The organism is Streptomyces sp. BK79 (assembly GCF_044142145.1).
Taxonomy (GTDB): domain Bacteria; phylum Actinomycetota; class Actinomycetes; order Streptomycetales; family Streptomycetaceae; genus Streptomyces.
This window is the reverse complement of record NZ_JBHVOC010000001.1, coordinates 118,954-144,230: the sequence shown is the minus strand read 5'-3', so window position 1 is coordinate 144,230 and position 25,277 is coordinate 118,954. Positions and strand designations below refer to the sequence as shown.

The 25,277-nt window shown below is 72.0% G+C and carries 23 protein-coding genes and 1 pseudogene; 5 read left to right on the top strand and 19 right to left on the bottom strand.

Going from position 1 to position 25,277, the window contains the following annotated elements; all coding sequences use genetic code 11:
* Positions 1 to 105: 105 nt before the first annotated feature.
* Complete coding sequence (locus tag ACFIF2_RS00680; protein WP_395570429.1) at positions 106 to 1,599, top strand: PHB depolymerase family esterase; 1,494 nt, start codon at positions 106 to 108, stop codon at positions 1,597 to 1,599.
* A 93-nt stretch (positions 1,600 to 1,692) separates the two neighbouring features.
* Here the strand turns inward: ACFIF2_RS00680 and ACFIF2_RS00675 are convergent, their stop codons facing one another.
* The 4 genes from ACFIF2_RS00675 to ACFIF2_RS00660 are packed head-to-tail and all read right to left on the bottom strand — an operon-like array spanning position 1,693 to position 4,710.
* The gene (locus ACFIF2_RS00675; RefSeq protein ID WP_395570428.1) at positions 1,693 to 2,223 is read right to left on the bottom strand and encodes a nitroreductase/quinone reductase family protein; all 531 of its coding nucleotides are present in this window, start codon (positions 2,221 to 2,223) and stop codon (positions 1,693 to 1,695) included.
* Positions 2,220 to 3,260, bottom strand: coding sequence for an SDR family NAD(P)-dependent oxidoreductase (locus ACFIF2_RS00670; RefSeq protein WP_395570427.1), 1,041 nt, complete (start codon positions 3,258 to 3,260; stop codon positions 2,220 to 2,222). The genes ACFIF2_RS00675 and ACFIF2_RS00670 overlap by 4 nt, the downstream gene beginning before the upstream one ends.
* A complete protein-coding gene (locus ACFIF2_RS00665) occupies positions 3,257 to 4,093 on the bottom strand; it encodes a hypothetical protein (protein WP_395570426.1) in 837 nt (278 codons plus the stop codon). The genes ACFIF2_RS00670 and ACFIF2_RS00665 overlap by 4 nt, the downstream gene beginning before the upstream one ends.
* Positions 4,090 to 4,710 (bottom strand): ATP-binding cassette domain-containing protein, encoded by a 621-nt coding sequence (locus ACFIF2_RS00660; protein ID WP_395570425.1) that lies wholly within the window; start codon positions 4,708 to 4,710, stop codon positions 4,090 to 4,092. The genes ACFIF2_RS00665 and ACFIF2_RS00660 overlap by 4 nt, the downstream gene beginning before the upstream one ends.
* Before the next feature lie 119 nt (positions 4,711 to 4,829).
* Here ACFIF2_RS00660 and ACFIF2_RS00655 point away from each other — a divergent pair, with 119 nt between their 5' ends.
* Both ACFIF2_RS00655 and ACFIF2_RS00650 read left to right on the top strand, forming a co-directional pair.
* Positions 4,830 to 5,429: a phosphatase PAP2 family protein gene (locus ACFIF2_RS00655; protein WP_395570424.1), complete on the top strand. Its 600-nt coding sequence runs from the start codon at positions 4,830 to 4,832 to the stop codon at positions 5,427 to 5,429.
* A 45-nt stretch (positions 5,430 to 5,474) separates the two neighbouring features.
* Entirely contained in the window at positions 5,475 to 6,080 is a 606-nt protein-coding gene (locus tag ACFIF2_RS00650; RefSeq protein WP_395570423.1) for a class I SAM-dependent methyltransferase, read from the top strand.
* 92 nt (positions 6,081 to 6,172) lie between these two features.
* Here ACFIF2_RS00650 and ACFIF2_RS00645 read toward each other — a convergent pair whose 3' ends face one another.
* From ACFIF2_RS00645 to ACFIF2_RS00625, 5 genes are all read right to left on the bottom strand, one after another.
* Entirely contained in the window at positions 6,173 to 6,481 is a 309-nt protein-coding gene (locus tag ACFIF2_RS00645; RefSeq protein WP_395570422.1) for an SCO5918 family protein, read from the bottom strand.
* A gap of 49 nt (positions 6,482 to 6,530) precedes the next feature.
* Positions 6,531 to 6,938, bottom strand: coding sequence for a CBS domain-containing protein (locus tag ACFIF2_RS00640; RefSeq protein ID WP_395570421.1), 408 nt, complete (start codon positions 6,936 to 6,938; stop codon positions 6,531 to 6,533).
* Positions 6,939 to 6,984: 46 nt separating this feature from the next.
* The gene (locus ACFIF2_RS00635; RefSeq protein ID WP_395570420.1) at positions 6,985 to 8,490 is read right to left on the bottom strand and encodes a DEAD/DEAH box helicase; all 1,506 of its coding nucleotides are present in this window, start codon (positions 8,488 to 8,490) and stop codon (positions 6,985 to 6,987) included.
* A gap of 315 nt (positions 8,491 to 8,805) precedes the next feature.
* Positions 8,806 to 9,009 (bottom strand): cold-shock protein, encoded by a 204-nt coding sequence (locus ACFIF2_RS00630; protein ID WP_067022479.1) that lies wholly within the window; start codon positions 9,007 to 9,009, stop codon positions 8,806 to 8,808.
* A gap of 305 nt (positions 9,010 to 9,314) precedes the next feature.
* Positions 9,315 to 10,904: a peptidoglycan-binding protein gene (locus ACFIF2_RS00625; RefSeq protein ID WP_395570419.1), complete on the bottom strand. Its 1,590-nt coding sequence runs from the start codon at positions 10,902 to 10,904 to the stop codon at positions 9,315 to 9,317.
* 361 nt (positions 10,905 to 11,265) lie between these two features.
* On the opposite strand from ACFIF2_RS00625, the pseudogene ACFIF2_RS00620 reads away from it, so the two are divergent.
* Positions 11,266 to 11,412: pseudogene (locus tag ACFIF2_RS00620) on the top strand (alpha/beta hydrolase); the annotation flags it as partial.
* A 48-nt stretch (positions 11,413 to 11,460) separates the two neighbouring features.
* Here ACFIF2_RS00620 and ACFIF2_RS00615 read toward each other — a convergent pair.
* The 7 genes from ACFIF2_RS00615 to ACFIF2_RS00585 all read right to left on the bottom strand — a co-directional run bounded on the left by ACFIF2_RS00615 (position 11,461) and on the right by ACFIF2_RS00585 (position 17,847).
* On the bottom strand, positions 11,461 to 11,733 hold the full coding sequence (locus ACFIF2_RS00615; protein WP_395570418.1) for a hypothetical protein: 273 nt from the start codon (positions 11,731 to 11,733) through the stop codon (positions 11,461 to 11,463).
* 45 nt (positions 11,734 to 11,778) lie between these two features.
* The gene (locus ACFIF2_RS00610) at positions 11,779 to 12,543 is read right to left on the bottom strand and encodes a DsbA family protein (RefSeq protein WP_395570417.1); all 765 of its coding nucleotides are present in this window, start codon (positions 12,541 to 12,543) and stop codon (positions 11,779 to 11,781) included.
* An 82-nt stretch (positions 12,544 to 12,625) separates the two neighbouring features.
* Positions 12,626 to 13,063, bottom strand: a complete 438-nt coding sequence (locus ACFIF2_RS00605; protein ID WP_395570416.1) for an ATP-binding protein — start codon at positions 13,061 to 13,063, stop codon at positions 12,626 to 12,628.
* A gap of 172 nt (positions 13,064 to 13,235) precedes the next feature.
* Positions 13,236 to 14,591, bottom strand: coding sequence for a GH1 family beta-glucosidase (locus tag ACFIF2_RS00600; protein ID WP_395570415.1), 1,356 nt, complete (start codon positions 14,589 to 14,591; stop codon positions 13,236 to 13,238).
* Between the two features lie 61 nt (positions 14,592 to 14,652).
* The gene (locus ACFIF2_RS00595; protein ID WP_395570694.1) at positions 14,653 to 15,492 is read right to left on the bottom strand and encodes a carbohydrate ABC transporter permease; all 840 of its coding nucleotides are present in this window, start codon (positions 15,490 to 15,492) and stop codon (positions 14,653 to 14,655) included.
* Between the two features lie 28 nt (positions 15,493 to 15,520).
* Entirely contained in the window at positions 15,521 to 16,516 is a 996-nt protein-coding gene (locus ACFIF2_RS00590) for a carbohydrate ABC transporter permease (RefSeq protein WP_395570414.1), read from the bottom strand.
* Positions 16,517 to 16,530: 14 nt separating this feature from the next.
* Entirely contained in the window at positions 16,531 to 17,847 is a 1,317-nt protein-coding gene (locus ACFIF2_RS00585; protein ID WP_395570413.1) for an ABC transporter substrate-binding protein, read from the bottom strand.
* 182 nt (positions 17,848 to 18,029) lie between these two features.
* On the opposite strand from ACFIF2_RS00585, the gene ACFIF2_RS00580 reads away from it, so the two are divergent.
* Positions 18,030 to 19,352: an ROK family protein gene (locus ACFIF2_RS00580; protein WP_395570412.1), complete on the top strand. Its 1,323-nt coding sequence runs from the start codon at positions 18,030 to 18,032 to the stop codon at positions 19,350 to 19,352.
* Positions 19,353 to 19,391: 39 nt separating this feature from the next.
* Here ACFIF2_RS00580 and ACFIF2_RS00575 read toward each other — a convergent pair whose 3' ends face one another.
* The 3 genes from ACFIF2_RS00575 to ACFIF2_RS00565 all read right to left on the bottom strand — a co-directional run bounded on the left by ACFIF2_RS00575 (position 19,392) and on the right by ACFIF2_RS00565 (position 25,269).
* The gene (locus ACFIF2_RS00575; protein WP_395570411.1) at positions 19,392 to 21,833 is read right to left on the bottom strand and encodes a glycoside hydrolase family 3 C-terminal domain-containing protein; all 2,442 of its coding nucleotides are present in this window, start codon (positions 21,831 to 21,833) and stop codon (positions 19,392 to 19,394) included.
* 118 nt (positions 21,834 to 21,951) lie between these two features.
* A complete protein-coding gene (locus ACFIF2_RS00570) occupies positions 21,952 to 23,031 on the bottom strand; it encodes a DUF1996 domain-containing protein (protein WP_395570410.1) in 1,080 nt (359 codons plus the stop codon).
* 69 nt (positions 23,032 to 23,100) lie between these two features.
* A complete protein-coding gene (locus tag ACFIF2_RS00565; protein ID WP_395570409.1) occupies positions 23,101 to 25,269 on the bottom strand; it encodes a discoidin domain-containing protein in 2,169 nt (722 codons plus the stop codon).
* Between the last annotated feature and the right edge of the window lie 8 nt (positions 25,270 to 25,277).

Sequence of the window (25,277 nt, the reverse complement as noted above, 5' to 3'; positions counted from 1 at the left end):
GAAGCGGCCCGGTGCCCCCCGAGCGCCGAAGGAGCCGCCATGCAGCCGCCGCCATCACGAGGAGCCGGTGTCCCGCCGACCCCCGTCACCCGTGTCTCTCCCGTCATGTCCGGGCCGCCGCCCGCCGGTCCCCCTCCACGCCGGGCACGACGCGCCCGGCGTGCGCTGCCGTCCCGGCTGGTGGCCCTCGTGGCCCTCGTACTCGCAGCGGCCCTGCTCGGCCCGGCACCCGCCGCCCACGCGGCGGTCGGACTGACCAGGGTCACGGGTTTCGGCGCCAACCCGGGCCAGTTGAACATGTACGTCTACCGCCCCACGTCGCTGCCCGCGAACCCGGCGGTCGTGTTCGCGCTGCACGGTTGCACCCAGAACGCCCAGGGCTACGCGGACAACTCCGGGCTGCCGGAACTCGCCGACCGGCACGGCTTCCTGGTGGTGTTCGCGGAGACCACCTCCTCGAACAACCTCAACAAGTGTTTCAACTGGTTCCAGAGCACCGACAACCGCAGAGGCCAGGGCGAGGCCGCGTCCATCCGCCAGATGGCCGCGCACACCGTCTCGGCCTATGGAGCGGACGCCGGGCGGACCTACGTCACCGGTCTGTCCGCCGGCGGCGCCATGACCTCGGTGATGCTCGCGGCCTACCCGGACGTCTTCCAGGCCGGCGCGGTCGTCGCCGGACTGCCCTACGGCTGCGCCGCCGACGTCGGCAGTGCCTACACGTGTATGAGCCCCGGAACCGACCTCACCCCGGCCCAGTGGGCGACGCGGGTCCGCGACGCGCACCCCGCGTGGTCCGGCCCGTGGCCGCGCGTGGCCGTCTGGCACGGCGACCGCGACACCACCGTCGTCCCCCGCAACGCCGACGAACTGCGCGACCAGTGGACCGCGCTGCACGGCCTGTCCCAGACCCCGAGCCGCACGTCGGTCATCGGCCCGAACTCCACCCGGCACGAGGAGTACCACGCCGGGGACGGGTCGGTCGCCGTCGAGGTGAACCGCGTCCCGGCCATCGGGCACGGGACTCCGGTCGATCCGGGCAGTGGCGCCGAACAGTGCGGCGGCACCGGCGCCGCCTACTTCCTGGACTCGGTCTGCTCCAGTCTGTGGATCACGCGGTTCTTCGGCCTGGAGGACTCCGAGCCCCAGCCCGGCACGCTGCCCGCTCCGACGGGCCTGGCCGCCACCAGCGCCACCGACACCACCGTCACCCTGAGCTGGAACCCGGTCGACGGCGCCGCCGACTACGCCGTCCACCGCGACGGCACCCGGATCGCCACGTCCGACACGGCGGCGTACACCGACACCGGGCTCACCGCGGGATCGACGCACACCTACACGGTGGCCGCACGGGACGCCGACGGAAGGACCGGGCAGCTCTCCGGCGCGGTCACGGCCAGGACCACCGGCGGTACGGCCACCTGCTGGACCGCCAGCAACTACGCCCACACGCAAGCGGGCCGGGCCACGACCAGCGGCGGCTACACCTACGCCGTGGGTTCGCGCCAGAACATGGGGCTGTACAACACCTTCGTCATCCATACGCTGAAGGAGTCGCCCGCCGGCTACTACACGGTGGCGGACGGGGCGTGCCCCTGACCCGAAGCCACCGCCGAGACGTCCCGTACCCGCACGCTCGCGGTCGCGGTACCTCCAGCACGTCGGGCGGCGGGTGCGTGAGCCGCCCGGTGGTCACGACGAGGACCGCTCCGGTGGTCGCCGGCCGTCCAGCGTGAGGGCGAAGACCCGGATGTCCCGTCGGCTGCGGTGGGCATAGTCGTCGAAGCAGGGCATCCGGGCGAGGATGAGGTCCCGGGCCGCTCGCCGTTCCCGGGGAGTCAGCAGACGTGCCCGGACCGGCAGGAGCGTGCCGTGCCAGTCGACCGTGGCGTGGGGTTCGCGCAGCAGGTGGTGGGACCAGGCGGGGTGCCGGGGCCGCCCGAAGTTGGTGGCCATGACGATGAAGGTGTCCCGCGTGATCCGGCCGGCCAGGAGCGGTGTGGCACAGGGGGTGCCGTCACGGCGGGTGGTATGGAGGATCAGGACGGGGACCAGCAGGCGGCTGGGCATCCAGCGGCCTCCGGTCCACCGGTGGAACCGCCGGTCCAGAGGCGGCAGCAGGTACGGGCCGCAGCGGCGCAGGAGCCAGCTGTTCCCCACCGCGCGCAGCAACCGCTGCCGGCGACCGGTGACCTGCTCGGTGTCCCACTGCGGCGCCGTCACGACGGTTCCCCGCCCCGCCCCGGCCACCCCGGTGATGCGGGGAAGGGGTGCCCGGTCAGGCGTTGGGACAACTGCCACAGCCGCTCGGCGGCACGGTCGTCGCGGGCACGCCGTGCGGCCCGTACCCGTACCGGGGCGCCGGACCACTCCCAGCGGCCTCCCGGGCCGAAGAACTCGCCACCGGCGACATGGGGGTCGCCGGCGGCCCGCACAAGGGACCAGGCCGCCTGGGACGGCGAGTGCCATCGTGACTGCCCCCACCGCAGCAGCCGCGCCTCGAGGCGGCGACCGTCGGCGTACAGGGCGCGGGAGCCCAAGGTGGTGTCGACCAGGCCGGGATGGGCCGCGACCGCACGCAGGGGCACGCCACGAGCCTGCGCCCACACCGTCAGTCCGTGCGTGAACAGCAGGTTCGCCAGCTTGGAGTCGAAGTAGGCCGGCCACCGGTGGTAGCGCCGGGGCAGATGCGGCCGGTCGGTGCGGCACCGGCCCAGCCAGTGCAGGACCGAGGTCACGTTCACCACCCGGGGCCGCGGAGCGCTCAGCAGAGCGGGCAGCAGGTGCCCGGTCAGGGCGAAGTGACCGAGGTGGTTCACGGCGAAGTGCATCTCGAAGCCGGCCGGGGAACGGGTGTACGGCAGCGCCGCCACACCGGCGTTGTTGATCAGCACGTCCAGCCGCCCTCCCACGAGCCGCGTGATCTCCCCGGCGGCCTCGCGGACCTGGTCAGGACGAGCCAGGTCGCACGTGACGCTCTCCACCCGCGCCGCCGTGACGCGGCGCCGTACCGCCTCGGCCGACGCGCGCCCCTGCGAGGCGGACGGGCACAGGATGATCACGTGCGCCCCGTGCCGCGCCAGATGTACGGCTGCTGCCGCGCCGATGCCGCGGGAGGAGCCCGTCACCACCACCGTCCGTCCGGTCAGGTCGGCCAGGTGCGCGGGCGTCCACGAGGCCGCCCGGCTTGCCCGCAGGCGTCGCCACGGTCCGGGGATGCCGGCGCCATCGCCTCCGGTCGTGCGGGCGCGCCCTGTCATCGGGTCCGGTCCTGCCGTGTGTGCCTCGGATCGGTTCGCAGATGCAGGGTGCCTGACGGGGAGGTGGTGAGGGGCTGACCGTAATGCCGGGTGCGTACGCAGAAGATGAGCAGGGCGAGAAGGCTGGTCGCCGCGAACCAGGGGAGGGCACGGGCCGCGCAGGAGAGGGTGCCGGCCTGCGTGAACGAGGCGGCCAGGGCCGCTTGGGCCGGCCCGTACAGGGGCAGGGCGCCCAGCCATGCCTGGTCTCCGGCCGGGTTGGAGACCGGGCTCTGCATGCCGACGTCGATCAGCGTGGCCATCACCACGACGAAGAACCCCTCCAGTTCCGTGCGCAGCAAGGAGCCGGCCATGATGCCGAGACCTCCGTAGGCCATGATCGCCGCCGCCAGGGCGGCGGCCACGGCCGTCGGCTGGGCCAGTGGCCAGGACAGCCGCAGCAGGGCCAGGGTGTAGCAGGTGAGCAGTGCCGTGATGACCAGGAGCGCGACCATTTTCGCGGCCAGCAGCTGCAGCCGGGGGTAGCCGGCCAGGACCAGGCGCAGGTCGATGTCCCGGGCGTTGAAGGTGGCCATGAACATCATGAAGCCGGCGATCACCGTAACGGCGTGCAGGGCACTGGAGACCTGGATGGTGCGGTTCATCGACGCGATCACATCGACGCCGATGGTGGCGCTGCTGAAGGTGATGTCCTTGTTCAGAGCGGTGGCCCGGACCAGGTAGATCCAGGTCGGGATGAAGAAGGCGATCATGCTCATCGCGAGGCGGTTGCGCAGGTGACCGGTCAGCGTGAAGCCGAGAGCCACTGTGAACGCCGTCCACTGGTGCCTCATCGCCGCACCCCGTCCTGGTACAGGCGGCCGTCCCGCAGATGATGGACGGAGTCGAAGTGCTCCAGGTCGTGCAGCAGGTGCGACACCACCACCACCGAACGCCCTCGGTCGCGCAGACGACCGGCCAGCTGCCAGAAACGCTGGTGTGTGTCCCAGTCGAAGCCCTGGTACGGCTCGTCGAGCACCAGCAGCGGCGGATCGTGCATCAGAGCCAAGGTCAGGTTCAGCTTCTGCCGGGTGCCGCCGCTCAGCTCTCCCGCACGGGTGCGGCGTTCGGCGCCGAAGCCGAGCAGGTCCACCGTCTCCCAGGCGTGGTCCAGCCGCGGCAGCCGGTAGGCGACCTGGAACAGCCGCAGATGCTGGGCGACCGTGAGGGTGTCGTCGACCACCGCCTGCTGCGGGCAGTACCCCAGCGCGCTGAACCGCCGCACAGTGCCCCGGTCCGGGACCAGTTGCCCCACCGCGATACGCAGCAGCGTGCTCTTGCCCGAGCCGTTCTCACCGACCACGCCGACGAGCGTGCCGGCGGAGACGGCCAGATCGGCGCCTCGCAGCACCGTCCGTCTGCCGTATGCCTTGTACACGGCCGCCAGCCGCAGCCGCGTGTCCGATCCCATCTGGTCCTGCCCCTCGCCGCCCACCGCACGCACCACGTCTGCCCGGACCAACGGGAGCGGACGTCGCACGGACACGGCGGGCGACGTGTACTTCGGCGCGGTTGTCTCGTTCACCCGTCATGACGATGATCATCACGGGCGGCCGGGCGCATCTGGCGAGGCGGCTGAGCACGTACTTCTCCCCTCCCGTCATGCCGGTCGTGGCGGGCTGCGCGGTCGGCTGGCGCACCACATGGCCCTCCTACGACGGTCTTCTGTGGGGGCTGTACGGCTGCGGTTCCTGGGTCCTGCTGTGTACGGCCGTCGCGTTCGCCGGTACCCGCCTGGGGTGGTGGCCCACGCACGTTCCCTCGGAGCGCGGACCACGCCTGATGCTGCTGGCCGCGACCCTCCTCGCCGCGGCGGCCGTATGGATGACGTGCCGACGCCTGGGGGCCCCGGCGCCGCTCCTGGCGGTGGGGACCACCGCCCCGCTGCTTGCCGCACTCCTGCTGGTGTCCACCTGGGTCACCAACGTCTCCCTGCACACCGGTGCGGCAGCCGCCGGCGTCACCCTCCTCACCCTGGAACTGGGGCCCGCCTGGGTCCTGCTGTACCCGCTCGTGGCGGCCATCGGCTGGTCCAGGCTGCGTCTACGCGCCCACTCGCTCGGCCAGGTGCTCGCGGGCGCGGCCCTGGGAACCACGGCATGTGTCGCCGTGGTCTGCCTGGGCCGCTGAGGTCGCCGCGGCGCCCCCGGCGGAGGGGTGCCTATGCTTGCCGCCATGAGCCGATGGGAAGAGTTGACCGGTGGTGTGTCCGGTGAGCAGTACGCCGCGCGGTTCGCCGAACTCGCCGAACGGGGAGAAGACGTACACGGCGAGGCGCGACTGTGCGCCACGCTGGTGCCCCCAGGGGCGCGGGTGCTGGACGCCGGGTGCGGCACCGGCCGGGTCCTGATCCGGCTCGCCCAGCTCGGGTACGACGGCGTAGGCGTGGACCGTGACGCTTCCATGCTGGCCGTGGCCCGTCGCAACGCGCCGGACCTGACCTGGCTGCAGGCCGACCTGGCGGACTTCGAACCGGAGACCGCGGGCATCACCACCGGCTTCGACCTCGTCGTCGCCGCGGGCAACATCTTCCCCCTGCTGGCCCAGGGCACCGAGGCCGCGGTCGTCGCCCGGCTGGCCCGTGCCCTGCGCCCGGGCGGTCTCCTCGTCGCCGGCTTCGGCCTGGACCGAGCCCATCTTCCCGTGGCGCCCAGCCTGACCCTGCGGGAGTACGACACGTATTGCGGTGCCGTCGGCCTCACCCTCGCCGATCGCTTCGCCACGTGGGACGCCGATCCGTACGACGGTGGCGGCTACGCGGTCAGCGTTCACCGCCGCTGACACGCCCGCGCGGCATGCGGTGAGGGCCCGGCCGGCGTGTGCCGGTCGGGCCCTGCGGTCGCTCTGATGTCAGCGCACGCCTGTCGCGTCGGTCAGACGGACAGGGGGGAGCCGAGCAGCGCCGAAGCCCGCTGCAGCGGACCGCCGACGGGGGCGGGTGCGGTCTCGGGCCCGGTGCGGCAGGTGAAGCCGAGCCGGGCCATGGCCCTCAGGACCTCTCCCGCGCTGAAATCACGGCGGTCCTGACGGGTGATGACCTGGCCGACCTGCTTGACGGGGTAGTGGCGTCGTCCGATGATCACGGACTCACCGGTGACCGGTTCGGGCTTGACGCCCTTCATCGATTCCAGCACGCCGCTCTTGGTCAGGTCGAACGGGAAGCGGGCGATGACACAGCGCATGGTGCCTCACAGGCAGGAGGAGAAACGGGACCGACCGCCGTCCGGCGGTTCAGCGGGAGAGCGCGAGGACGCCCGGGGAGCTGCTGTGTTCGCCGACCACGGGTACGGGCCCGAGCCGCCGCCCGAAGGACATGGCGCCCCCGGCTTCGGCCCTCGTGGCCGAGGGTGAGACGAACGGCTCGCCGCCGTCGCCGCTGTCACCCAGGCGGAGCCGGTCGGTGTATCCATAGCCGTCCCGCACCGCGGTGAGCCGGGCCCGGGTGACCACACCGACGTCCAGCCCGTCCTCGTCGCGGACGACCAGCTGCTCCGCGCGTGCGGCAACCATGACGGACAGCGCGACCTCGACGGTCATGTCGTACCAGACGTGCGGCGCGGCCGCGTCCGTGGCGCCGGCCATCGTGCTGTGCGCGGGGCGCGCGCTCACGGAGCGAGTCTGCAACTGGACCACTGCCAAAGGGTGCCTCCTGGGAAGACGGGACGAATTCCTGACCAAGACCGTGTTACGCGGCCGCACCGGCGGGGGACTGCGATGCGGAGGAACGCCGGGGAGCCGAGGAGGGGCGGCGCCGACCGCGGGAGGCGGAGCCGCGCTTCTTGGGGCGTTCGGTCACCGGCGCGGTGATGACGACCGGGATGCCGGACGGGGCCTGGGCTCCCGTGATCCGGTTGAGGGCCTCGTCGCCGGCGCGGACCTGGGTGGTCTGCGGCCGGATCCCGGCGTCCGACATGAGCCGGACCATGCCGCGCCGCTGGCTCGGTGTGACGAGCGTGACGACGCTGCCGGACTCACCGGCACGGGCCGTGCGGCCGCCGCGGTGGAGGTAGTCCTTGTGGTCGGTCGGCGGGTCGACGTTGACGACGAGGTCGAGGTTGTCGACGTGGATGCCGCGGGCCGCGACGTTGGTCGCCACCAGCACGGTGACGTGTCCGGTCTTGAACTGCGCCAGGGTGCGGGTGCGCTGCGGCTGGGACTTGCCGCCGTGCAGGGCGGCGGCCCGCACGCCGCTGCTGAGCAGGTCCTGGGTCAGCCGGTCGACGGCGTGCTTGGTGTCGAGGAACATGATCACGCGGCCGTCGCGGGCGGCGATCTCGGTGGTGGCCGCGTGCTTGTCGGCGACGTGGACGTGGAGCACGTGGTGCTCCATCGTGGTGACGGCGCCGGCCGAGGGATCGACGGAGTGCACCACCGGGTCGGTCAGGTAGCGGCGCACGAGCAGGTCGACGTTGCGGTCGAGGGTGGCGGAGAACAGCATGCGCTGGCCCTCGGGGCGGACCTGGTCGAGCAGGGCGGTGACCTGCGGCATGAACCCCATGTCGGCCATCTGGTCGGCCTCGTCGAGGACGGTGATGGAGACCTGGTTCAACCGGCAGTGGCCGCGGTCGATGAGGTCCTTGAGACGCCCCGGGGTGGCGACGACGACCTCGGCGCCGCCCCGGAGCGCGTGCGCCTGCCTGCCGATCGACATGCCGCCCACGACGGTGGCCAGCCGCAGCTTCACGGAGCGGGCGTACGGAGTGAGCGCGTCGGTGACCTGCTGGGCCAGCTCCCGCGTCGGTACGAGGATCAGTCCGAGCGGCTGCCCTGCCTCGGCGCGCTGGCCCGCCGTGCGGGCGAGCAGGGCCAGGCCGAAGGCGAGCGTCTTGCCGGAGCCGGTGCGGCCGCGGCCGAGGACGTCGCGGCCGGCGAGGGCATTCGGCAGGGTCGCGGCCTGGATCGGGAACGGCGCGGTGACACCGGCCGAGCCGAGCGCGGCCAGCAGTTCACCGGGCATGTCGAGATCGGCGAAGCCCTCGACGGCGGGAAGCGCGGGGGTGATCGTCCGGGGGAGGGCGAACTCCCCCTGGGGCGCGGCGGACCGGCGGCCTTGACCGCCGTACCCTCCGGAGCGGCTCGAACCGGCCGACCGGCTCGGGGCCGACGAGCCGAAACGGCTGCCGCCCCTGTGGGAGTCGGCACCGCCGTTGCGGCTGCGGGGGAAGCGGTCGTTCGTGCGTGTGCGGTTCATGCGGGGCCTTCCTCGATGCGGCACATATCAAGGAATTCCCGCAGCGAGAGCGACGCGGAGATTGCAAGAATAGGCCGGTGGAGCGCGACAGCGGATCTGCCCTGCGGAAATAGCGCGGGCGCAGAACGCTGAAATGGATGGCGCGGTGTGGAGTCGCTATGCGAAAGAATCCACCGCGAAGGATGATCCGGGTGCGGTGAGCCCACGGATTTCCTGGTCGTCGTCCGCAGGCGAAACCACTGCGGGAAACGCGTGCAGCTGGGGCCCGCACCCCGAAGGATGCGGGCCCCAGCTACAAGTACGTGACAGTCGGCGTCAGGCGAGAACGATGTTCTCGGCCGTCGGGCCCTTCTGGCCCTGCGCGATGTCGAAGTTCACCTTCTGGCCCTCCAGCAGCTCGCGGAAGCCCTGGGCGGCGATGTTCGAGTAGTGGGCGAACACGTCGGGGCCGCCACCGTCCTGCTCGATGAAGCCGAAGCCCTTTTCCGCGTTGAACCACTTCACGGTACCAGCAGCCATGTCATTTCTCCTTTGGGGCAGTGCATCGGTGCCCGCACTGTGCGGACACCGTGTCGCCGCGATGATCACCCCGTCCGGAAAAAGACCGGAAATTTTTCGGGAACCACAACTGCAACTGAGATCGACAGTAGCACGCCGCGGCGCCCGGCGGGCGGTGAAGAACCCCACCCCGCTCTTTGCGGCAAACAATCTGTCAGCCTGTTCTGCTGAAATCTCTGCCCGCGGGTGCAGATATTGACACACTCGCGACCGAGCTGCGCGAGTAAAAGGAGACGGCCGAAGAATCCCGGGCCCGCGCGCTCATGTCACCGCCCGCTCTGCAGGGCCGTCCAGGTCGCCGCGCCCACGATGCCGTCCGCCGTCAGGGCCCGGCTGCTCTGGTAGTCCCGGACCGCCTGGGCGGTGCCGGGGCCGAAGCTGCCGTCGATGCCCACGGTCCGGCCCAGCGCGGCCGTCAGCGATCGCTGGAGCCGCTTCACGTCGGCGCCCGAGGAGCCCTCGCGCAGGACGGGTCTCGTGCCGGCCGAGAGCAGCGCCGTCCAGGTCTGACGGCCGATGATCCCGTCGGCCGACAGGCCGCGGGCGCTCTGGAAGGCCTTCACGGCGCTCACCGTCCTCGTACCGAACACACCGTCCGCGGTGCCCGCCGCGTATCCGAGCGCGTTGAGCAGGGTCTGCGCGGCGGTGACCTGAGGACCGGTCGATCCGCTGCGGAGCGTGTCGTAGGAGGGGAAGTCGAGGTTCGCGCTCCCGCCGCCGCTGCCACCGACGAGCTGCATGTAGTAGGACCAGTTCCAGTTCGGCCCCGGGTCGGTGTGGTCGTTGTCGGGGACCTCGGAGTGCCCGACGATGTGCGCGCGGTCCTTGGGGATGCCGTACTTGTCGGCCAGGTGCCGGGTGAGGGCGGCGGACGACCGGTACATCGCGTCGGTGAACCAGGCGGGGTTGTCGACGTACCCTTCGTGCTCGATGCCGACGCTGTAGGCGTTGCCCGACCGCGCGTGGTAGGCGGTGTCCTTGTCGCGCACCGTCTGGGTGACCTGCCCGTCGGAGGAGCGGATCACGTAGTGCGCGCTGACGTTGGAGTCCGGGTTCTGGAACCAGCTGATGGACCCGGCGTACGAACCCTGGGTGACATGGACGACGACGGCGGAGATCGCCGAGGTGCGGCCCACGGTGTAGTTCCCGCTGTTCGCCGGCGCCCACAACGCGGGCGGATAGTCGGTGCTCAGCGTGCCCGCGGCGGCGGAGCCCCCGTCGTCCAGGGCGGGCACGTCCGCGTAACGGCCGCGTTCGGGGCGCACGGCGCGCGGACGCAGGGTGACGGCCTCGCCCGCGCTCGTGGTGGCGCGGACGCCGCGCGCGAGGAAGTCGTAGGCGGCGTCCGCGTAGAGGCGGGCCGTGCGTTCGTCCGTGCTGCCGCCGTACTCGGCCACCGCCTGGTACCAGGCGCCGGCGTCGTCGCGGTCGTCCGCGTCGAGCCCGAGCCGGTCGGCGTAGGAGCGCAGGACGGCGGCCGCGCCGCGGATGTTGGCCGCGGTGTCGTGCCGCAGCGCGGCGGGTGTCTCGCCCGTCAGTTTTGCGGCTCGCTCCAGGGTGTGCGAGCGGGGGTTGCTGACGAGGTGCATCACCCCGTACCCGTTCGCGTGACTGGGCCGGCCCTCATGGGAGTCGAGCCGGCTCTCGCCGTACCCGATCGCCACGAGCAGGTCGCGGGGTACGTCGAACTCCGCGCCGGCCCGCTCGAAGGAGCGGCCGACGTGGTCCTGAGCGGTCGTAGCCGCGGCGGCGGGATGTCCGGTCGTGCCCGTGCCCGTGCCCGTGCACAGCACGGCGAAGGCCGTACCGAGGACGAGTACTGAGGCGCGTCTCCATGATCGCGGGTGTCGGTGCATGCGGTGTCGTCTCCTCGCGGGCGGTCGGGTCGGACGGGCGTCGGCCGGCGATACGCGGAATGCTCCGCCAATCTTTCATGGGCATGCCAATACGTGTAGACCGCCGGGTTGCGAACGTGCGGCGGACGGAGGACCCGGGGTGGGCGGCTTCAAGCCGACCCGCGGATCAGGGGAGTTGTCCGCCGTCCGGGCCGGCCGTTCGAGGTCTCGCTGTCAGGGCTGGTCGGGGTCGGTCACGGCGTCGGTGAGGCGCGCCGCGAGTGTCCGTCCCCGCCCTCGACACGGAAAGCGCGGCAATGCCGCATGTCGGCGTCCCGCGTCCCAGCCGGTAACCGCCGTGCGGTCGCCGGACGAAGCGGCACAGGTCGAGGCGGTGCTCACCGCGGTGGACGCGGTGCCCGGCAGCCTCATGGTGGTGGGGCATTCCGCCGCCTGCTCGCCGGCCTGGACGGCCGCCGACCGAAGGCCCGGACGGCTGGCCGAGGTCGTCTTCATCGGCGGCCGTCCGCACGACGTGAGGGGCCAGGAGGGCCTCGTGCCGGGGCTCGGCGGTGGTTCACCGGCCGCCATCGAAGTGGTCGCGGATCTCGTCGTCACAGGCCTCCGCGCCGGCCCTTCTGCGTGAGAAGGCCAGCACTCCCTCGTCCTCGCCTTCCCGCTTCGCCTCGGCCAGTCGCGCCTCGATGTCCGCGATGTACTCGGCGCACTCCCGGCTGACGGGCTTCTCCGGCCGCGGATCCGGTGCCGGCGAGGCGTTCAGCGCGGCGGTGGCGGCGACACCGGCCGCGCACAGCACCGCCCACGCGGCGACCCACCTGCGGCGGCTCATCCGTGAGTCCCGTCGATCGTCGTCCCGTCCCACCGAACCGGCTGCTCAACGATCCGGGTCGTCATCGAACCGGATCGCGTCCAGGTCCGTCGCGTCCCACTCGTCGGGGTCCTGCTGGATCGCCCGCAGCAGACCGGCGAACGTCTTCCCGTCGAACAGCACGCCGTTGAAGTCCGAGGGGATGCGCTTGCCGTTGATGACGGCGGTGGGGGTTCCCGGTCCTGTCGGTTCCGCCTTGCCCCCGGCGCGCTCGTAGGCCTTCTGCGAGGCGGCCACGAAGGAGCGGTACTTCATGCTCTTCACCGCCGTGTCGAAGTCCGGCCCGCGCAGGCCGTCCACCCGGCCGGCGAGTTCCAGCAGGTACGCGTCGGTGTACCCGTCGACACTCTCCTCGGGCTGGTGGTCGAAGAGCACCTTGTGGTACTCGACGAACTTGTCCTCGTCCAGCGCGGCACGCAAGGCGTTGACCGCCTTCTCGGAACCGCTGCCGCCGACGCGGTCGTCCAGGAACGACGCCAGGGTGTACTCGGTCCGCACCCGTCGTTCGAGCATGGCGGTCTCCAGCTCCGACGCACCACCCGTGGTCTCGAACGTCGCGCAGTACGGGCACCGGGGATCTTCGTACAGCTGAACCCGCAGATCCGCGTCCGGCTCACCCACCAGGATGGTGACACCGTCCTCACCGAGCTTCTCGGGCAGCTCCTGCCGGCCCGTGAAGTCGGGCCGGGCGTCCCCCGGCCGGTGTCCGCACCCCGCCAGCACCATCACCGCGGCCGCACACAGAACGGCCCACCGCCCCCCACGCACCATGCGTCATCCCCTCCCCAGAGAACGGGGCGACTCTAGATCACCGGCACGCGTGGTGGCGAACGGGTGGGTCAGGACGGGCAGTTCACTGGACCAGGCCGGTGTGGGTGTCCGCGGCCACGGCCGGTGGGCGGAAGCAGGCGATGACCGTCTTGCCGTCGGGGCAGGGGCGGGCCTCCCAGCTGTCGGCCAGGGCGTCGACGAGGAACATGCCGCGCCCGCCGAGGCGTTCGTCGCTCGGGGGACGCGCTCTCGGCAGGGCGCTGGAGGCGTCGTGGACGGCGACGTGCAGGCAGCGGCCGTCCCAGGTCATCACCAGCTGGGCGCCGGAGCGCGCGTGCACGTGCGCGTTGGTGACCAGTTCGGACACGGTCAGCAGCACGGCGTCCACGGTGTCGGGAGCGCCGGCCGCCCAGTCGAGGGTCTTGAGGTGTCTGTGCGCCCAGTCGCGTGCCGTCTTCGGAGTGCTCTGCATCGGCAGCGATCGTGCCCACCCCACGGCCCGTAGCGACGATTTGTCCATGATTGGTTCCTTTCCCGACTCGGTTCCACCTTGTCGCGGTTACCCTCGGTGCGCGGACTGAAGCCGTGTCGCGGGCACGGACGCGAGGCGGACGGCGTCGGGCGCCAACGGGCCCTGCCGCCGGGCCCGCTCTCGGGGGCAGCCGGCGGCAGGGCGCGTGGTGTCGGCGCGGTCAGGCGTGGGACTCCCGGTGGGCGCGGATGATCTCCGCGTAGCGCAGGCCGCTGGTCTTGAGGGTGCGGGTCTGGGTCGCGTAGTCGACGTGGACGAGGCCGAAGCGCTTGTCGTAGCCGTAGGCCCACTCGAAGTTGTCGAGCAGGGACCAGGCGTAGTACCCGGCCAGCGGCACCCCCTTGCGGACCGCACGGGCGCAGGCGTTCACGTGCTGCTCCAGGTAGCGGGCCCGGTCGGGGTCGTGCACGGTGCCGTCGGCGGCGACGGTGTCCGCGAAGGCCGATCCGTTCTCGGTGACGTACAGCTCGCGCACTCCGTAGTCGTCGGTCAGGCGCAGCAGCAGCGCCTCCAGGCCCCCGGCGTCCACCTGCCAGTCCATGCCGGTGCGCGGCACGTCGGGCAGCCGGACCTCGCGGGCGTACGGGGCCGGGCCCCGGGGGTCGTCGGTGACGGTCGCCGGGAAGTAGTAGTTGAGGCCGTGCCAGTCGAGGGGCGCCGCGATGGTGTCCAGGTCGCCGGGGCGCTCGGGCAGGTCCACGCCGTACAGCTCGCGCATGTCGGCGGGGAAGCCGCGGCCGTAGACCGGGTCGAGCCACCAGCGGTTGGTGTGGCCGTCCATGCGGGTGGCCGCCGCGATGTCCTCGGGGCGGGTCGAGGCGGCCTCGACGGGGGAGTGGTTGGTGACGAGGCCGACCCGTGCCCCCGGCACGGCCGCACGGACGGCGCGGGTGGCCAGGCCGTGGGCGAGCAGCAGGTGGTAGGAGGCGTGCACGGCGGCGGTCAGGTCGGTCAGGCCGGGGGCCATGCGGCCCTCCAGGTGGCCGATCCAGCCGGAGCAGAGCGGTTCGTTGAGGGTGGCCCAGCGGGTGACGCGGTCCCCGAGCCGGCCGGCGACGACGGAGGCGTACTCGGCGAGGTGTTCGGCGGTGTCGCGTACGGTCCAGCCGCCGCGGTCCTGGAGGGCCTGGGGCAGGTCCCAGTGGTAGAGGGTGATGTTGGGGGTGATGCCGGCGTCGAGGAGGGCGTCGACGAGACGGTCGTAGAAGTCCAGGCCGGCCGCGTTGACCGGTCCGTCACCGGCGGGCATCACGCGGGGCCAGGCGATGGACATGCGGTAGGCGTCGGTGCCGAGCCGCTGCATCAGGGCGATGTCCTCGGGCCACCGGTGGTAGTGGTCGCAGGCCACGTCGCCGTGGTCGTCGTTGTCGATTTTGCCCGGGGTGTGGGAGAAGGTGTCCCAGATCGACGGTGCCCGGCCGTCCTCGGTGACGGCGCCCTCGATCTGGTAGGCGGAGGTGGCCGTGCCCCAGGTGAAGTCGGCGGGGAAGGCGGCGAGGTCGAGCGATTCGGACACGGAGAGCCTCTCTACGGGGGAACGGTCGGGCGCGGTGCGGGGGCCGGGGTCCCGGCCGCTCCTACTTGACGGCGCCGGCGGTGAGGCCGGTGACGAGGTAGCGCTGCAGGAGCAGGAAGCCGGCGACGACGGGCAGGCTGACGACGAGTGAGGCGGCCATGACCTGGTTCCAGTACACGTCGTTCTGGGTGGAGTAGCCCTGCAGGCCGACGGCGAGGGTGCGGGTGGTGTCGTTGGTCATGACGGAGGCGAAGAGCACCTCGCCCCAGGCGGTCATGAACGCGTAGACGGCCACGGCGACGATGCCGGGGATCGCGGCGGGCACGATGACCCGGAACAGGGCCCCGAGCGGCCCGCAGCCGTCCACCTTCGCGGCCTCGTCGAGGTCTCTGGGCACCGAGTCGAAGTAGCCGATCAGCATCCAGATGGAGAACGGCAGCGAGAAGGTGAGGTAGGTGAGGATCAGGCCGCCGCGGGAGCCGAAGAGCGCGATGCCGGTGGCGTTGCCGATGTTGACGTAGATGAGGAACAGCGGCAGCAGGAACAGGATGCCGGGGAACATCTGGGTCGACAGCACCGTCACCGTGAACAGGCGCTTGCCGCGGAAGGAGTAGCGGCTGACCGCGTACGCCGCGAACACGGCGATGGTGACGGAGCAGACGGTCGCCGCCCCGGCCACGATCAGGGAGTTCATGAAGTAGTCGGCCAGCGGCACCGTGTCCCAGATGTCGAAGTAGGGGCGGACGGTGAGGCCCGACGGGACCCAGGTGAACTTCCCCGACACGTCCTCCAGCGGCTTCAGCGAGCTGGAGATCATCACGTACACCGGCAGCAGCACGAAGACGGTGAGGAGGGTCAGGAAGATCCGCCGGCTCCACAGGAACGACCGCGGGGCGGCCATCGGGGAGCGGGGCTGCCGGGCGGTTCGGCTAGGCATCGGTGGCCTTCCTTCCTCGGGAGGTGAGCCAGAGGTAGACGCCCGTCACCACGAGCAGGAACAGGAGCAGCAGCGCCGACATCGCGGAGCCCGTCCCGAAGTTCCAGGTCTGGAACGAGGACTGGTAGATGTGGATGGAGATCAGGTCCGCGGCTTCCGGCGCCGCCTTGCCGAACAGGACGAACGGGGTGTTGAAGTCGTTGAAGGTCCACAGGAACAGCACCAGGACCAGGACCTGGTTGACGGGGCGCAGCGCCGGCAGGGTGATGCGGCGGACCTGCTGCCACACTCCCGCGCCGTCCAGGGCGGCGGCCTCGTAGATGTCCCTGGGGATGTTCTGGAGCCCGGCCATGATGATGAGGAAGGCGAAGGGCCAGCCCTTCCACACCGAGACGACGAGCAGGGCGATGAAGCTGTTCTCGCCGATCAGCCAGAACGGGGGGCTGCCGGTGAGGCCGAGCTGGTCGTGCAGCACGTGGTTCACCAGGCCGTTGTCCCGCTGGAACATGAACGCCCAGGTGATGACGGCGGCGTAGACGGGCAGGGCGTACGGGACGAGGAAGAGCGTGCGCAGGACGCCCCGGCCGCGGAAGGACTCCTGCATGAAGATGGCCGCGGCCACGCCGAGCAGCCAGCACAGCCCGACCGAGAGGACGGTGAACAGGCACGTGGTGAGGAACGAGCTCAGCAGCGCCTCGCCGACGGGGGCGTCGAAGTCGACCGCCAGGGAGTAGTTGTCGAGGCCGGCCCAGGGCGCGGTGCCCCAGTCGCGGATGTAGAACTGGGTCAGCTCCTTGAAGCTGACCACGAGGCCGATCACCATCGGCACGAGGTGGACCAGGAGTTCGAGCAGCAGTGCGGGGAGCAGCAGCAGGTACGGCAGTCCGATGCGGCGCAGCCGCCCGGGGCGGCGTCGGCGCGGTGCCGCCCCGGGGTCCTGCTTCGGTGCCGTCCGCTCGCCTGCGCTGAGGGCAGCGGTGGTGGTCATGTCGGTGTCCGTGCTCACTTCTTGGGCATCTGCTGCTGGGCCTTCTCGAGCTTGGCCCGTACCGACTCGGTGGTCACCGCGCGGCCGGCGGCGGCGTCGGCGAAGAGTTCCTTGACGGCGGTGCCGACGACGGTCTCGAACTGCGACTCCTCGGGCACCTGCGGCAGCGCGGCGGCGCTGGTGGCGAGGGTCTCCCTGAGCACGGCGAGGGCCGGCGTGTTGAAGGCCGGGTCCTGCTGGGCCGCCTTGACCGGCGGGATGGATCCGTACGCCTTGTTCAGGACGACCTGCTCCTCGTCGCTGGTCATGAACTTCACGAACTTCTTGGCGCCGTCGATGTTCTTGGTGTTCTTGAAGACGGCCATGTTGATGCCGGCGACCATGGAGTTGGTGGCCTTGCCCGGGCCCGGCTCGCCGGACTGCACGGGGGCGGGGGCGACGCCCCACTCGTCGTCGTTCATGCCCTGCGCCTTGAAGGTGGCCGAGGCGGTCTGCCACAGCACCATGGCCGTTTTGTCCTTGGCGAAGTCGCTCAGGGACTGGTTCTGCGCGTACTCCGCGTTGCCCGGCGCGACGACCTTGTCCTTCGCCATCAGGTCGACGTACTGCTTGACCGCCGCCACGGCGCCGTCGGAGGTGAAGTCGGCCTTGCCGTCCGCGGTGAAGAAGTCCGCGCCGTGCTGCTTGGCGAGGACGAAGACCTGGTGGATGTTGTTCGACAGGTTGGAGCCCTCGGCGCCCAGGCCCCACTTGCCGTCCTTGGAGAGCCTCTTGCCGGTCTCGGCCAGCTCCTCCCAGGTCGTCGGGGGCTTCTCGATGCCGGCGTCGGCGAACATCTTCTTGTTGTAGTAGAGCGCGTAGGCCATGGAGTACAGCGGTACGGCGGCCGGGTCCTGGCCCGGGACGCCGGTGGAGCCGAGCGCGGACTCCACGAAGCGGTCCTTGCCGCCGATCGCCTCGAAGTTCTTCGCGTCCCAGGGCAGCAGGGCGCCGCTGGCCTGGAGCGAGGCGCTCCAGGTGTTGCCGATGTTCAGGACGTCGGGGCCCTGGCCGGAGGTGGTGGCGGTGAGGATGCGGTTGAGCAGGTCCGCCCAGGGCACCACCTCCAGCTTCACCTTGATGCCCGTCTCCTTCTCGAACTTGTCGAGCTCCGGCTGGAGGACCTTCTTGTCCACCTCCAGGTTCGCGCCCTGGTTCGAGGCCCAGTAGGTGAGTGTCTTCGGCTGCTCGTTGGAGCCTTCGGTGCCGGACGAACCCCCTCCGCAGGCCGCCAGGGTGAGGGCGAACGAGAGGGTGACGGCGCCGACGGCTGCGGCTCTGATTCTGCGCATGACTCCAGAGGCCTTCCGGGAGGTGACGAGATCGCCCGTGGTGGCGGGCCGGGACGGCGCCCCGCGCCCCCTGGCCCAGCCACGGCTTAATTTAGGCTGTGAGTTAAGCTTCAGGTGGAAGGGTGCGTCAAGGGCTCCGGCACAGGCAGGTCGCGGTGACGACTTCGGAACGAGGGGACAGGGTGAACGTGCGCAGTGGCCGAACGGTGCGTGACCTGCGGCGGGAGAACCGCGGCGCGGTATTGCAACGGTTGTATTTCGACGGGCCGCTCAGCCGGTTCGCCCTGGGGCCCGCCACCGGGCTGAGTTCGGGTTCGGTGAGCAACGTGGTCGCCGAGCTGGTCGCCGAAGGGCTGGTGGAGGAGGCGGGCAGCGTCGACTCGGCCGGCGGCCGTCCCCGCACGCTGCTGCGCGTCAGCGCGGACAGCGGCTATCTGGTCGGTGTCGACATCGGTGAGACCAGGGTGCGGGTCGAACTCCTCGACCTCGCCCTCACCGAGCTGGCACGGGTCGAGAAACCGCTGCGGACCGACAGCCCGAGCCGCCTCGACCGCTACGACGTCGGCGTCGTCGTGACGCATCTGCGCGAGGGCATCCGCGAGGTGCTGGCGGAGGCCGGCATCGCGGCCGAGCGGCTGCTCGGCGTAGGGGTCGGAGTACCGGGCATCGTCGCCAGGACCCCCGAGGACGGCGCCGTCGTGCACGGCCAGACCATCGGGTGGGACGCCGTTCCGCTGGAGCGGCTGCTGCGCGAGTCCCGGATCCTGCCCGAGACCGTGCCGTACTGCATCGACAACGGTGCCAGGACACTGGGCCAGGCGGAGATGTGGTTCGGCGCCGGCCGGGGCGCGCGGAGCGTGGCGGTGGTGCTCTTCGGCTCCGGCGTCGGCGCCTGCGTCGTGGGTGAGGACACGGGTCCGGCCCGGGCCGTGGAATGGGGTCACCTCACGGTACGGGTGCGCGGGCGCCGGTGCCGCTGCGGCGCCCTCGGCTGTCTGGAGGCGTACGCCGGCGCGGAGGCGCTGCTGCAGCGCTGGGCGGAGGCGGGAGGGCGGCCGCCCGAGGGCGCGGACGAGGAGACCGCGCTCACCGCGATGCTCGCGGCCGCCTACCCGGAACCGGGCCCGGCGGGGGCCGGCCCGGAACCCGACGCCACCGCCCTCGCCGTCCTCGAGGAGACCGCCGAGTACCTCGGCGCCGGGTTCTCCGACCTGATCAACCTCTTCCAGCCCGAACGCATCCTGGTCGGCGGCTGGGCCGGACTGCAGCTCGGCCGGCGCTTCCTGGACTCGGTGACGGCCCACGCCACCTCGTACGCCCTCACCCACCCGGCCGCCCGCGTCCGCATCGACCTCGGCACCCTGGGACCGGACGCCGTCACGGTGGGCGCCGCGGTCCTGCCCCTCGCCGGCTTCTTCGCGCGGGGCGGCCGGCCGGAGGAGACGGAACCCGCGGAGCCGGGCCCGGCGTGGCGGACCGCCCTGCGGGAGCGCCTGGCACAGTGAGCGGCGCCCGCCGTCGCACCGGCCGGGCCGCCCCGCCCGTCAGGATCCGCTGACCGTGACCCGCCCCTCCCACCGGATGTCCCCCGCCGACCTGCCCACCATGATCCGGTAGGGGCCGGGCTCCACGACCCAGCCCCGGTCGTTCTCCGACCAGTGCCGCAAGGCCCGCGGGCCCACCACCACCTCGGCGAGCGCCGTCCGGCCCGCCTCCGCCCGCACGGCCGCGTATCCGGCGAACCAGCGCACCGGACGCTTCACCGCCGTATCGGACCGGGCCAGGTAGACCTGCACGACCTCCCGCCCGGCGCGGGCGCCCGAGTTGCGCACCGTCACCCGAACCGTGAAGGGCTCGCCCGCCGTGACGTGGGCGGGGGCCTCCACGGCCGCGTACTCCCACGTCGTGTAGCCGAGTCCGTGGCCGAACCAGTACGCGGGCTCGCGACCGGACCGCAGCCACGCCCGGTGGCCGATGTGCGGTCCCTCGGCGTAGTCGAGCCGGCCGTCGACCGGCCGGGTGCGGGTGACGGGCGCGTGCGCCAGGGACGCCGCCCACGTGGTGGGGAGCCGGCCGCCGGGTTCGGCGAGGCCGAACAGGACGTCGGCCAGCCCCGCGCCCGCCTCCTGGCCCGGGAACCACGCGAGGAGCACGGCGCCCGCCTCCCGGTGCCAGGGCATCTCGACCGGACCGCCGCTGTTGACGACCACGACCGTGCGCGGGTTCACGGCGGCGACCGCGCGGACCAGCTCGTCCTGATGCTCCCCGAGCGACAGCCCGACGCGGTCGTACCCCTCGGTCTCGCTGTCCTCGGTGGTGCCGACGACCACGATCGCGGCGTCGGCGTCCCGGGCCGCCCGCACCGCGTCCGCCAACGCGGTCGCCGGGTCCGGTTCCGGCGGCGCCGCGGCGAGGACGGTGGCCCGTCCGCGCCCCGGCACCAGCTCGCGCCGGGCCACCACGCGCACGGGCCGCCTGCCGGCCAGCACCGTCCGGGCCGTTCGCAGGGGCGGGTTGACGTGGACGACGGCCGGGTCGTCCGTGTCACCGGGGAACTCCCCGTCCAGGAGCGTGCGGCCGTCGACGGTGAGCGTCATGCGTCCGAAGCCCCCGACACCGAACGTCCACTCTCCCCGCCGGCGCGGACGCAGCACCGCGCTGATCTCGACCGTGTGGGCGCCGGGGGGCAGGTCCGGCTCCAGTTGCCGGCCCGAGAGCCGGCGCTCCGCGTACAGCTCCCGCCCCGCCGCGTCCAGCACCCGCAGGAGCACGCCGGGGGCGCCCGAAGCCGGGTCGGTGCACAGGCCGGCGTCGAGGGGAGCGGGCGGCGCGACCGGTGCCGGGCCGGGCTCGTACACCACCCGGGCCCGCCCCCGCAGCCGGGCCCGGACGCCGGCCAGCGGGGTGACCACGTCGGAGCAGAAGACCCCCGCGCTGCCGCCGCCCTGGACGCGCGGCGTCGCCGCGTGCGTGCCGACGACCGCGACGGTGGACAGCCCGGCGGGATCGAGCGGCAGGACGCCGCTGTTACGCAGCAGGACCGAACCGGCACCGACGGCGCGGCGCAGCAGGCCCCGGGTGTCCGGGGACGCCGACACCGGCACCGGGCGTGGGCGGGCCGGTCCCAGCGCGCCCACGCGGCCGGCGAGCCGGAGCAGCCGGCGCACCTTGTCGTCCACCGCCTCCTCGGCGACCAGCCCGTCCTTCACCGCCCGCACCAGCGCCGCGCCCCAGGGACTGTCCGGGCCCGGCATCGCCAGGTCGAGGGCGGCGCGACCGGTGTCCACGGTGGTGCGCACGGCCGCCCAGTCGGAGACGACGACCCCGTCGAACCCCCATTCCCCCTTGAGGGGTTCCGCCAGGAGCGGGCCGGCCGTCATGGTCGTGCCGTCGACGGCGTTGTAACCCGCCATGACGACCCACACCCCGGCCTGGACGGCCGCCTCGAAGGGCGCGAGGTACACCTCGCGCAGGGTGCGTTCGCCGACCCGGACGTCGACGGTCAGCCGGTCGGTCTCGGAGTCGTTGCCGACGTAGTGCTTGGCGGTGGCCGCCACCCCGAGGGCCTGGATGCCCCGGATCAGGGCGGCCCCGGTACGGCCGGTCAGTTCCGGGTCCTCGGAGAAGCACTCGAAGTGCCGGCCGCCCAGCGGGCTCCGGTGCAGGTTGAGCGTGGGCGCCAGGACCACGTCGACGCCCTTGCGGGCGGCCTCGGCGCCGAGCAGACCTCCGAGGCGCTCCACCAGCTCCTCGTCCCACATCGCGCCCAGGGCGGACGCGGAGGGCAGCAGGACCGACGTGCGCCGCTCGTCCCATGCCTCGCCGCGCACCCCGGCGGGCCCGTCCGAGGTCACCATCTCCCGCAGCCCGATCGCCGGCTCACCGGCGGTGCGCCAGGTCGTCACGCCGGTGAGCAGGCGCACCTTCTGCTCGAGGCTCAGCCCGCCGATGAGCCGGTCGATCGTCCCGTCCGTCCCGTCGTCCATTCCCGCCCCACTTCCCGCTCCCCGCCTGTGGGGGAGCGCTCTTCCGACCGCGAGCAGCGGAAGGGACCCGGCGGCACCCGCGCCGGAGCGGGTGGCCGGGCCCCTGAGTACCGGCCGGTCAGGGCAGCCGGTGATCCGCGTTCAGCACCGCGCCGCGCTCCGGGTGGTTCTGGTCGTAGCCGCGCGTGTCGCACTGCAGGCCGCCCACGATGCAGTGGTCGACCAGCGCCTTCAGGGTCCGCTCCTCCCAGGCGTTGAAGAAGTCGTAGTGGAAGGAGTAGCCGCGCCCACTGGCCAGCCGGACGTCGCTCATGTCGCCGTTGACCGGGAAGGCCATCTTGAACTCGATCATCGGCAGGGCGACCGGGTGCGAGGCCGGGCACATGTTGTCGTTGGTGCCGGGCTTGACGACCGGGTAGGCCATGTGGCTCTTGTGGTCGGGGGTGTCGAGGTACTTGCCGTCCCAGCAACTGGGCGCCTGGAAGCGGATGTTGAGCTGGACGTCGGGCCGGCTCGGGCAGCTCGCCGGGATGTCGACGTTGAAGAAGCTGTCACCGCATTCCCAGCCCTCGACGAAGCCCTTGTGGCCGCGGAACTCCTGGGCGCTCTGCAGGGGGTCGCCGACGACGTACCGCAGTCCTCTGGGGAAGGGCCGCACGCTGGTGTAGTCGGTGACACCGGCCTTGTAGTAGATGACCTGCGGGCCGACGGGAAGGATCTTCCGGTCGCCCTTGTACAGGGACGGCATCCAGTACGCGGAGGCGTCGGCCGGTGCGAGACAGGTGGTGGAGCCGCCGTAGAGGCTCGCCGTCGTGCTGCCGGCGTTCGTCGTCCTGTTGCCCATGAAGGTGTGGTCGTGGGACTTGCCCGGTTGCCCCGGGTACACGATCGGGTCGTCCGGCGCGGTGTGCGTGACGGCGCAGTTCGCCTGGAACTCCTTGTGGTAGCGCGGCGGCGGCGTGGCCGTGGACGGGGTCACTCCGGTGACCTGCGGCACGGCCGGTATGTAGCCGTCGCCGTCGGGGTCGTCGGCGGACGCCTGGTTCGACACCGCCATCGTGTGTCCGGTGTGGCCACCGGCCGAGGCGGTCGTCGCGCCGCCGGGGTCGGCCGCCGTTGCGACGGTGCCGACGCCGAGGAGACTTGCGAGGAGTGCGCTGCCGAGCAGCAGCGCGGGGAGTTTGGAACGCGGTCTCATGGGGCCTCCTTGCCCGCTGAGGTGCCAGGTGGGGGGGGGTGAAGGGCGCCTGGCGGGCGCCCTTCACGGTCAGCTGTAGATGCCGAACTCGTGCAGCGAGTAGCCCCAGCCGGTGCCACGCGCCGTCAGGTGCAGTCGCACGTGCCGCGCGGTCGCCGCGACGTCGACGGTGTCGATGTCACCGTTGCCGGTCGTGGTGGTGTGCACCGTGCGCCAGGTGTTTCCGTCGTCGGACACCTGGACCTCGTAGGACTTGGCGTAGGCGGGGTCCCATACGAGCTGCAGCTTGCGGATGGCGGTGGCGGCGCCGAGATCGACGCGGATCCACTGCGGGTCGCTCCAGTCGCTGGCCCAGCGCGTGTCCGCCCTGCCGTCCGTCGCCTTGGCGGGCTCGCACGGGCAGTCGCCGTACGACGGCTGGAAGGAGGACGCGGTGGTGGGCTTGTTCAGCGCCACGTTCGTGCCGGTCACCGGCGGGGCGACGACCTTGACCGACTTCGTCTCGATGCCGGCGTTGCCCCGTCCGTCCTCGGCCTGGATGTACACCTTCCACACGCCGAGCTTCTCCGGTGCCTTCACGGCGAAGGTGCCGTTACCGGTGGCCCGCCATTCGGCCTCGACCAGGCGCTTGTCGCCGCTCGCGTAGTTGCCGCTGAGGAAGACCTTGTACGTGACCGGGTCGCCGTCGGGGTCGCGCACGTCCGCGCGGACGGTGAACTCGCCGCCCGCCGGCGCGGACGAGGCGGGGCTGACGGCCATGTTCGAGATGACCGGCGGGGTGTTGTCGCCGGTGGTCGAGCCGGTGTAGGCGCGCTTGACCGCGTAGTAGGACAGCCGCTTCAACCCGTCGGGGACGAGGTTGAACCAGACGCCGCCGAAGTCGTGCTCGACGCCGTAGTGGAAGAGGGTGGCGCCCAGCGCGACGCCCCGGTGACCGGTGACGCAGTCCCACGCCTTGGTGTACCCCTCGGCCTTCTGCACGTCGGTCGGCTCGTCCGGGACGCCGTTGGCGTCGTCGGGCACCTCCCACTCACCGGCCGGTCCGCCCTCGGTGATGATGTACGGCTTGGTGTAGCCGCCCTCCTCCCAGTCCTCCCGGACACCGCAGATGTCGCCGTAGGAGTTCATCGAGTACAGGTCGAGGTCGGGCGCGTTGCGCTTGTAGTAGGGCCAGGCCCCGGTCCAGGCGTCGGTGGAGGTGACGGGGTGGTCGGGGTCGATGCCGTGGATCCTCTTGGCCACGTCGTTGACGAATCCGGTGTAGGCGTTGCGCTGCGCCTCCAGCTCCGCTCCGCTGTAGCAGTTCTGCAGGCCGAGCACCGACTCGTTGCCGACGTTCCACATGAGGGTCGCCGGGTGGCTCTTGTACGCCTCCACCCACTTGGTGAACTCGGTGAGCATGTTGTTCTTGTACGTGGTGTCGGTGACGTAGTCGACGCAGCCGCCGGATCCGGGCCCGCCGCCGGGCTGCAGCCAGAAGCCGTTGACGACGCGGATGCCGTGCGCGGCGGCGCTGTCGAGCAGTGGCTTGGTGGAGCCGTCGGTGCCCCAGGTGCGGATCGTGTTGACCCCCATGGACTTCACGTCGGGCATGTACTTCGGGGCGTCCGCGACGGCGGGGCCCCAGGTCAGTCCCTTGACGGTGTACGGCTGGCCGCCCACGGTCAGCTGCCAGTTCCCCTGGGAGCCGGTGACCTCGACCGCTCCGCCGCCGCCGGGAGGGGCGCCGTCCGCGGTCCCGTACACCTGGAACTCCCACAGGGAGTAGCCGTAGCCGCCGGACCGCTCGGTGCCCAGCATGCGCACGTAGCGGCCCGATCCGGAGACGGCGACGTCGTCCGTGCCGCCGTCACCGCCGGTCACGGTTCTCAGGGTCCGCCAGTCCGTGCCGTTGTCGGACGCCTGGATCTGGTAGCTCTTGCCGTACGCGCCCTCCCAGGTCAGCACGGCACGGCTGAGGTCGGCGCGCTGACCGAGGTCGACCTGGATCCACTGCGGATCGCTCCACCGGCTGGCCCAGCGAGTACCGGTGAGATTGCCGTCGACGGCCGCCGAGGCGGCGTATCCGTCGCCCTCCTGGGACGAGGCGGTGGCGGTCTTGCCCTGGGAGAGCAGGGTTTCCGCGGCTCGGGCGGGCGGGGCCGTGACGGCGAGCGCCGAGGCCACCAGCGCGCCGAGGACGAGCAGGGGGACGCCGGCGCGGCCGGCCGGTCTGCGGGACGGGGCAAGTGGGGACACGACTGCTC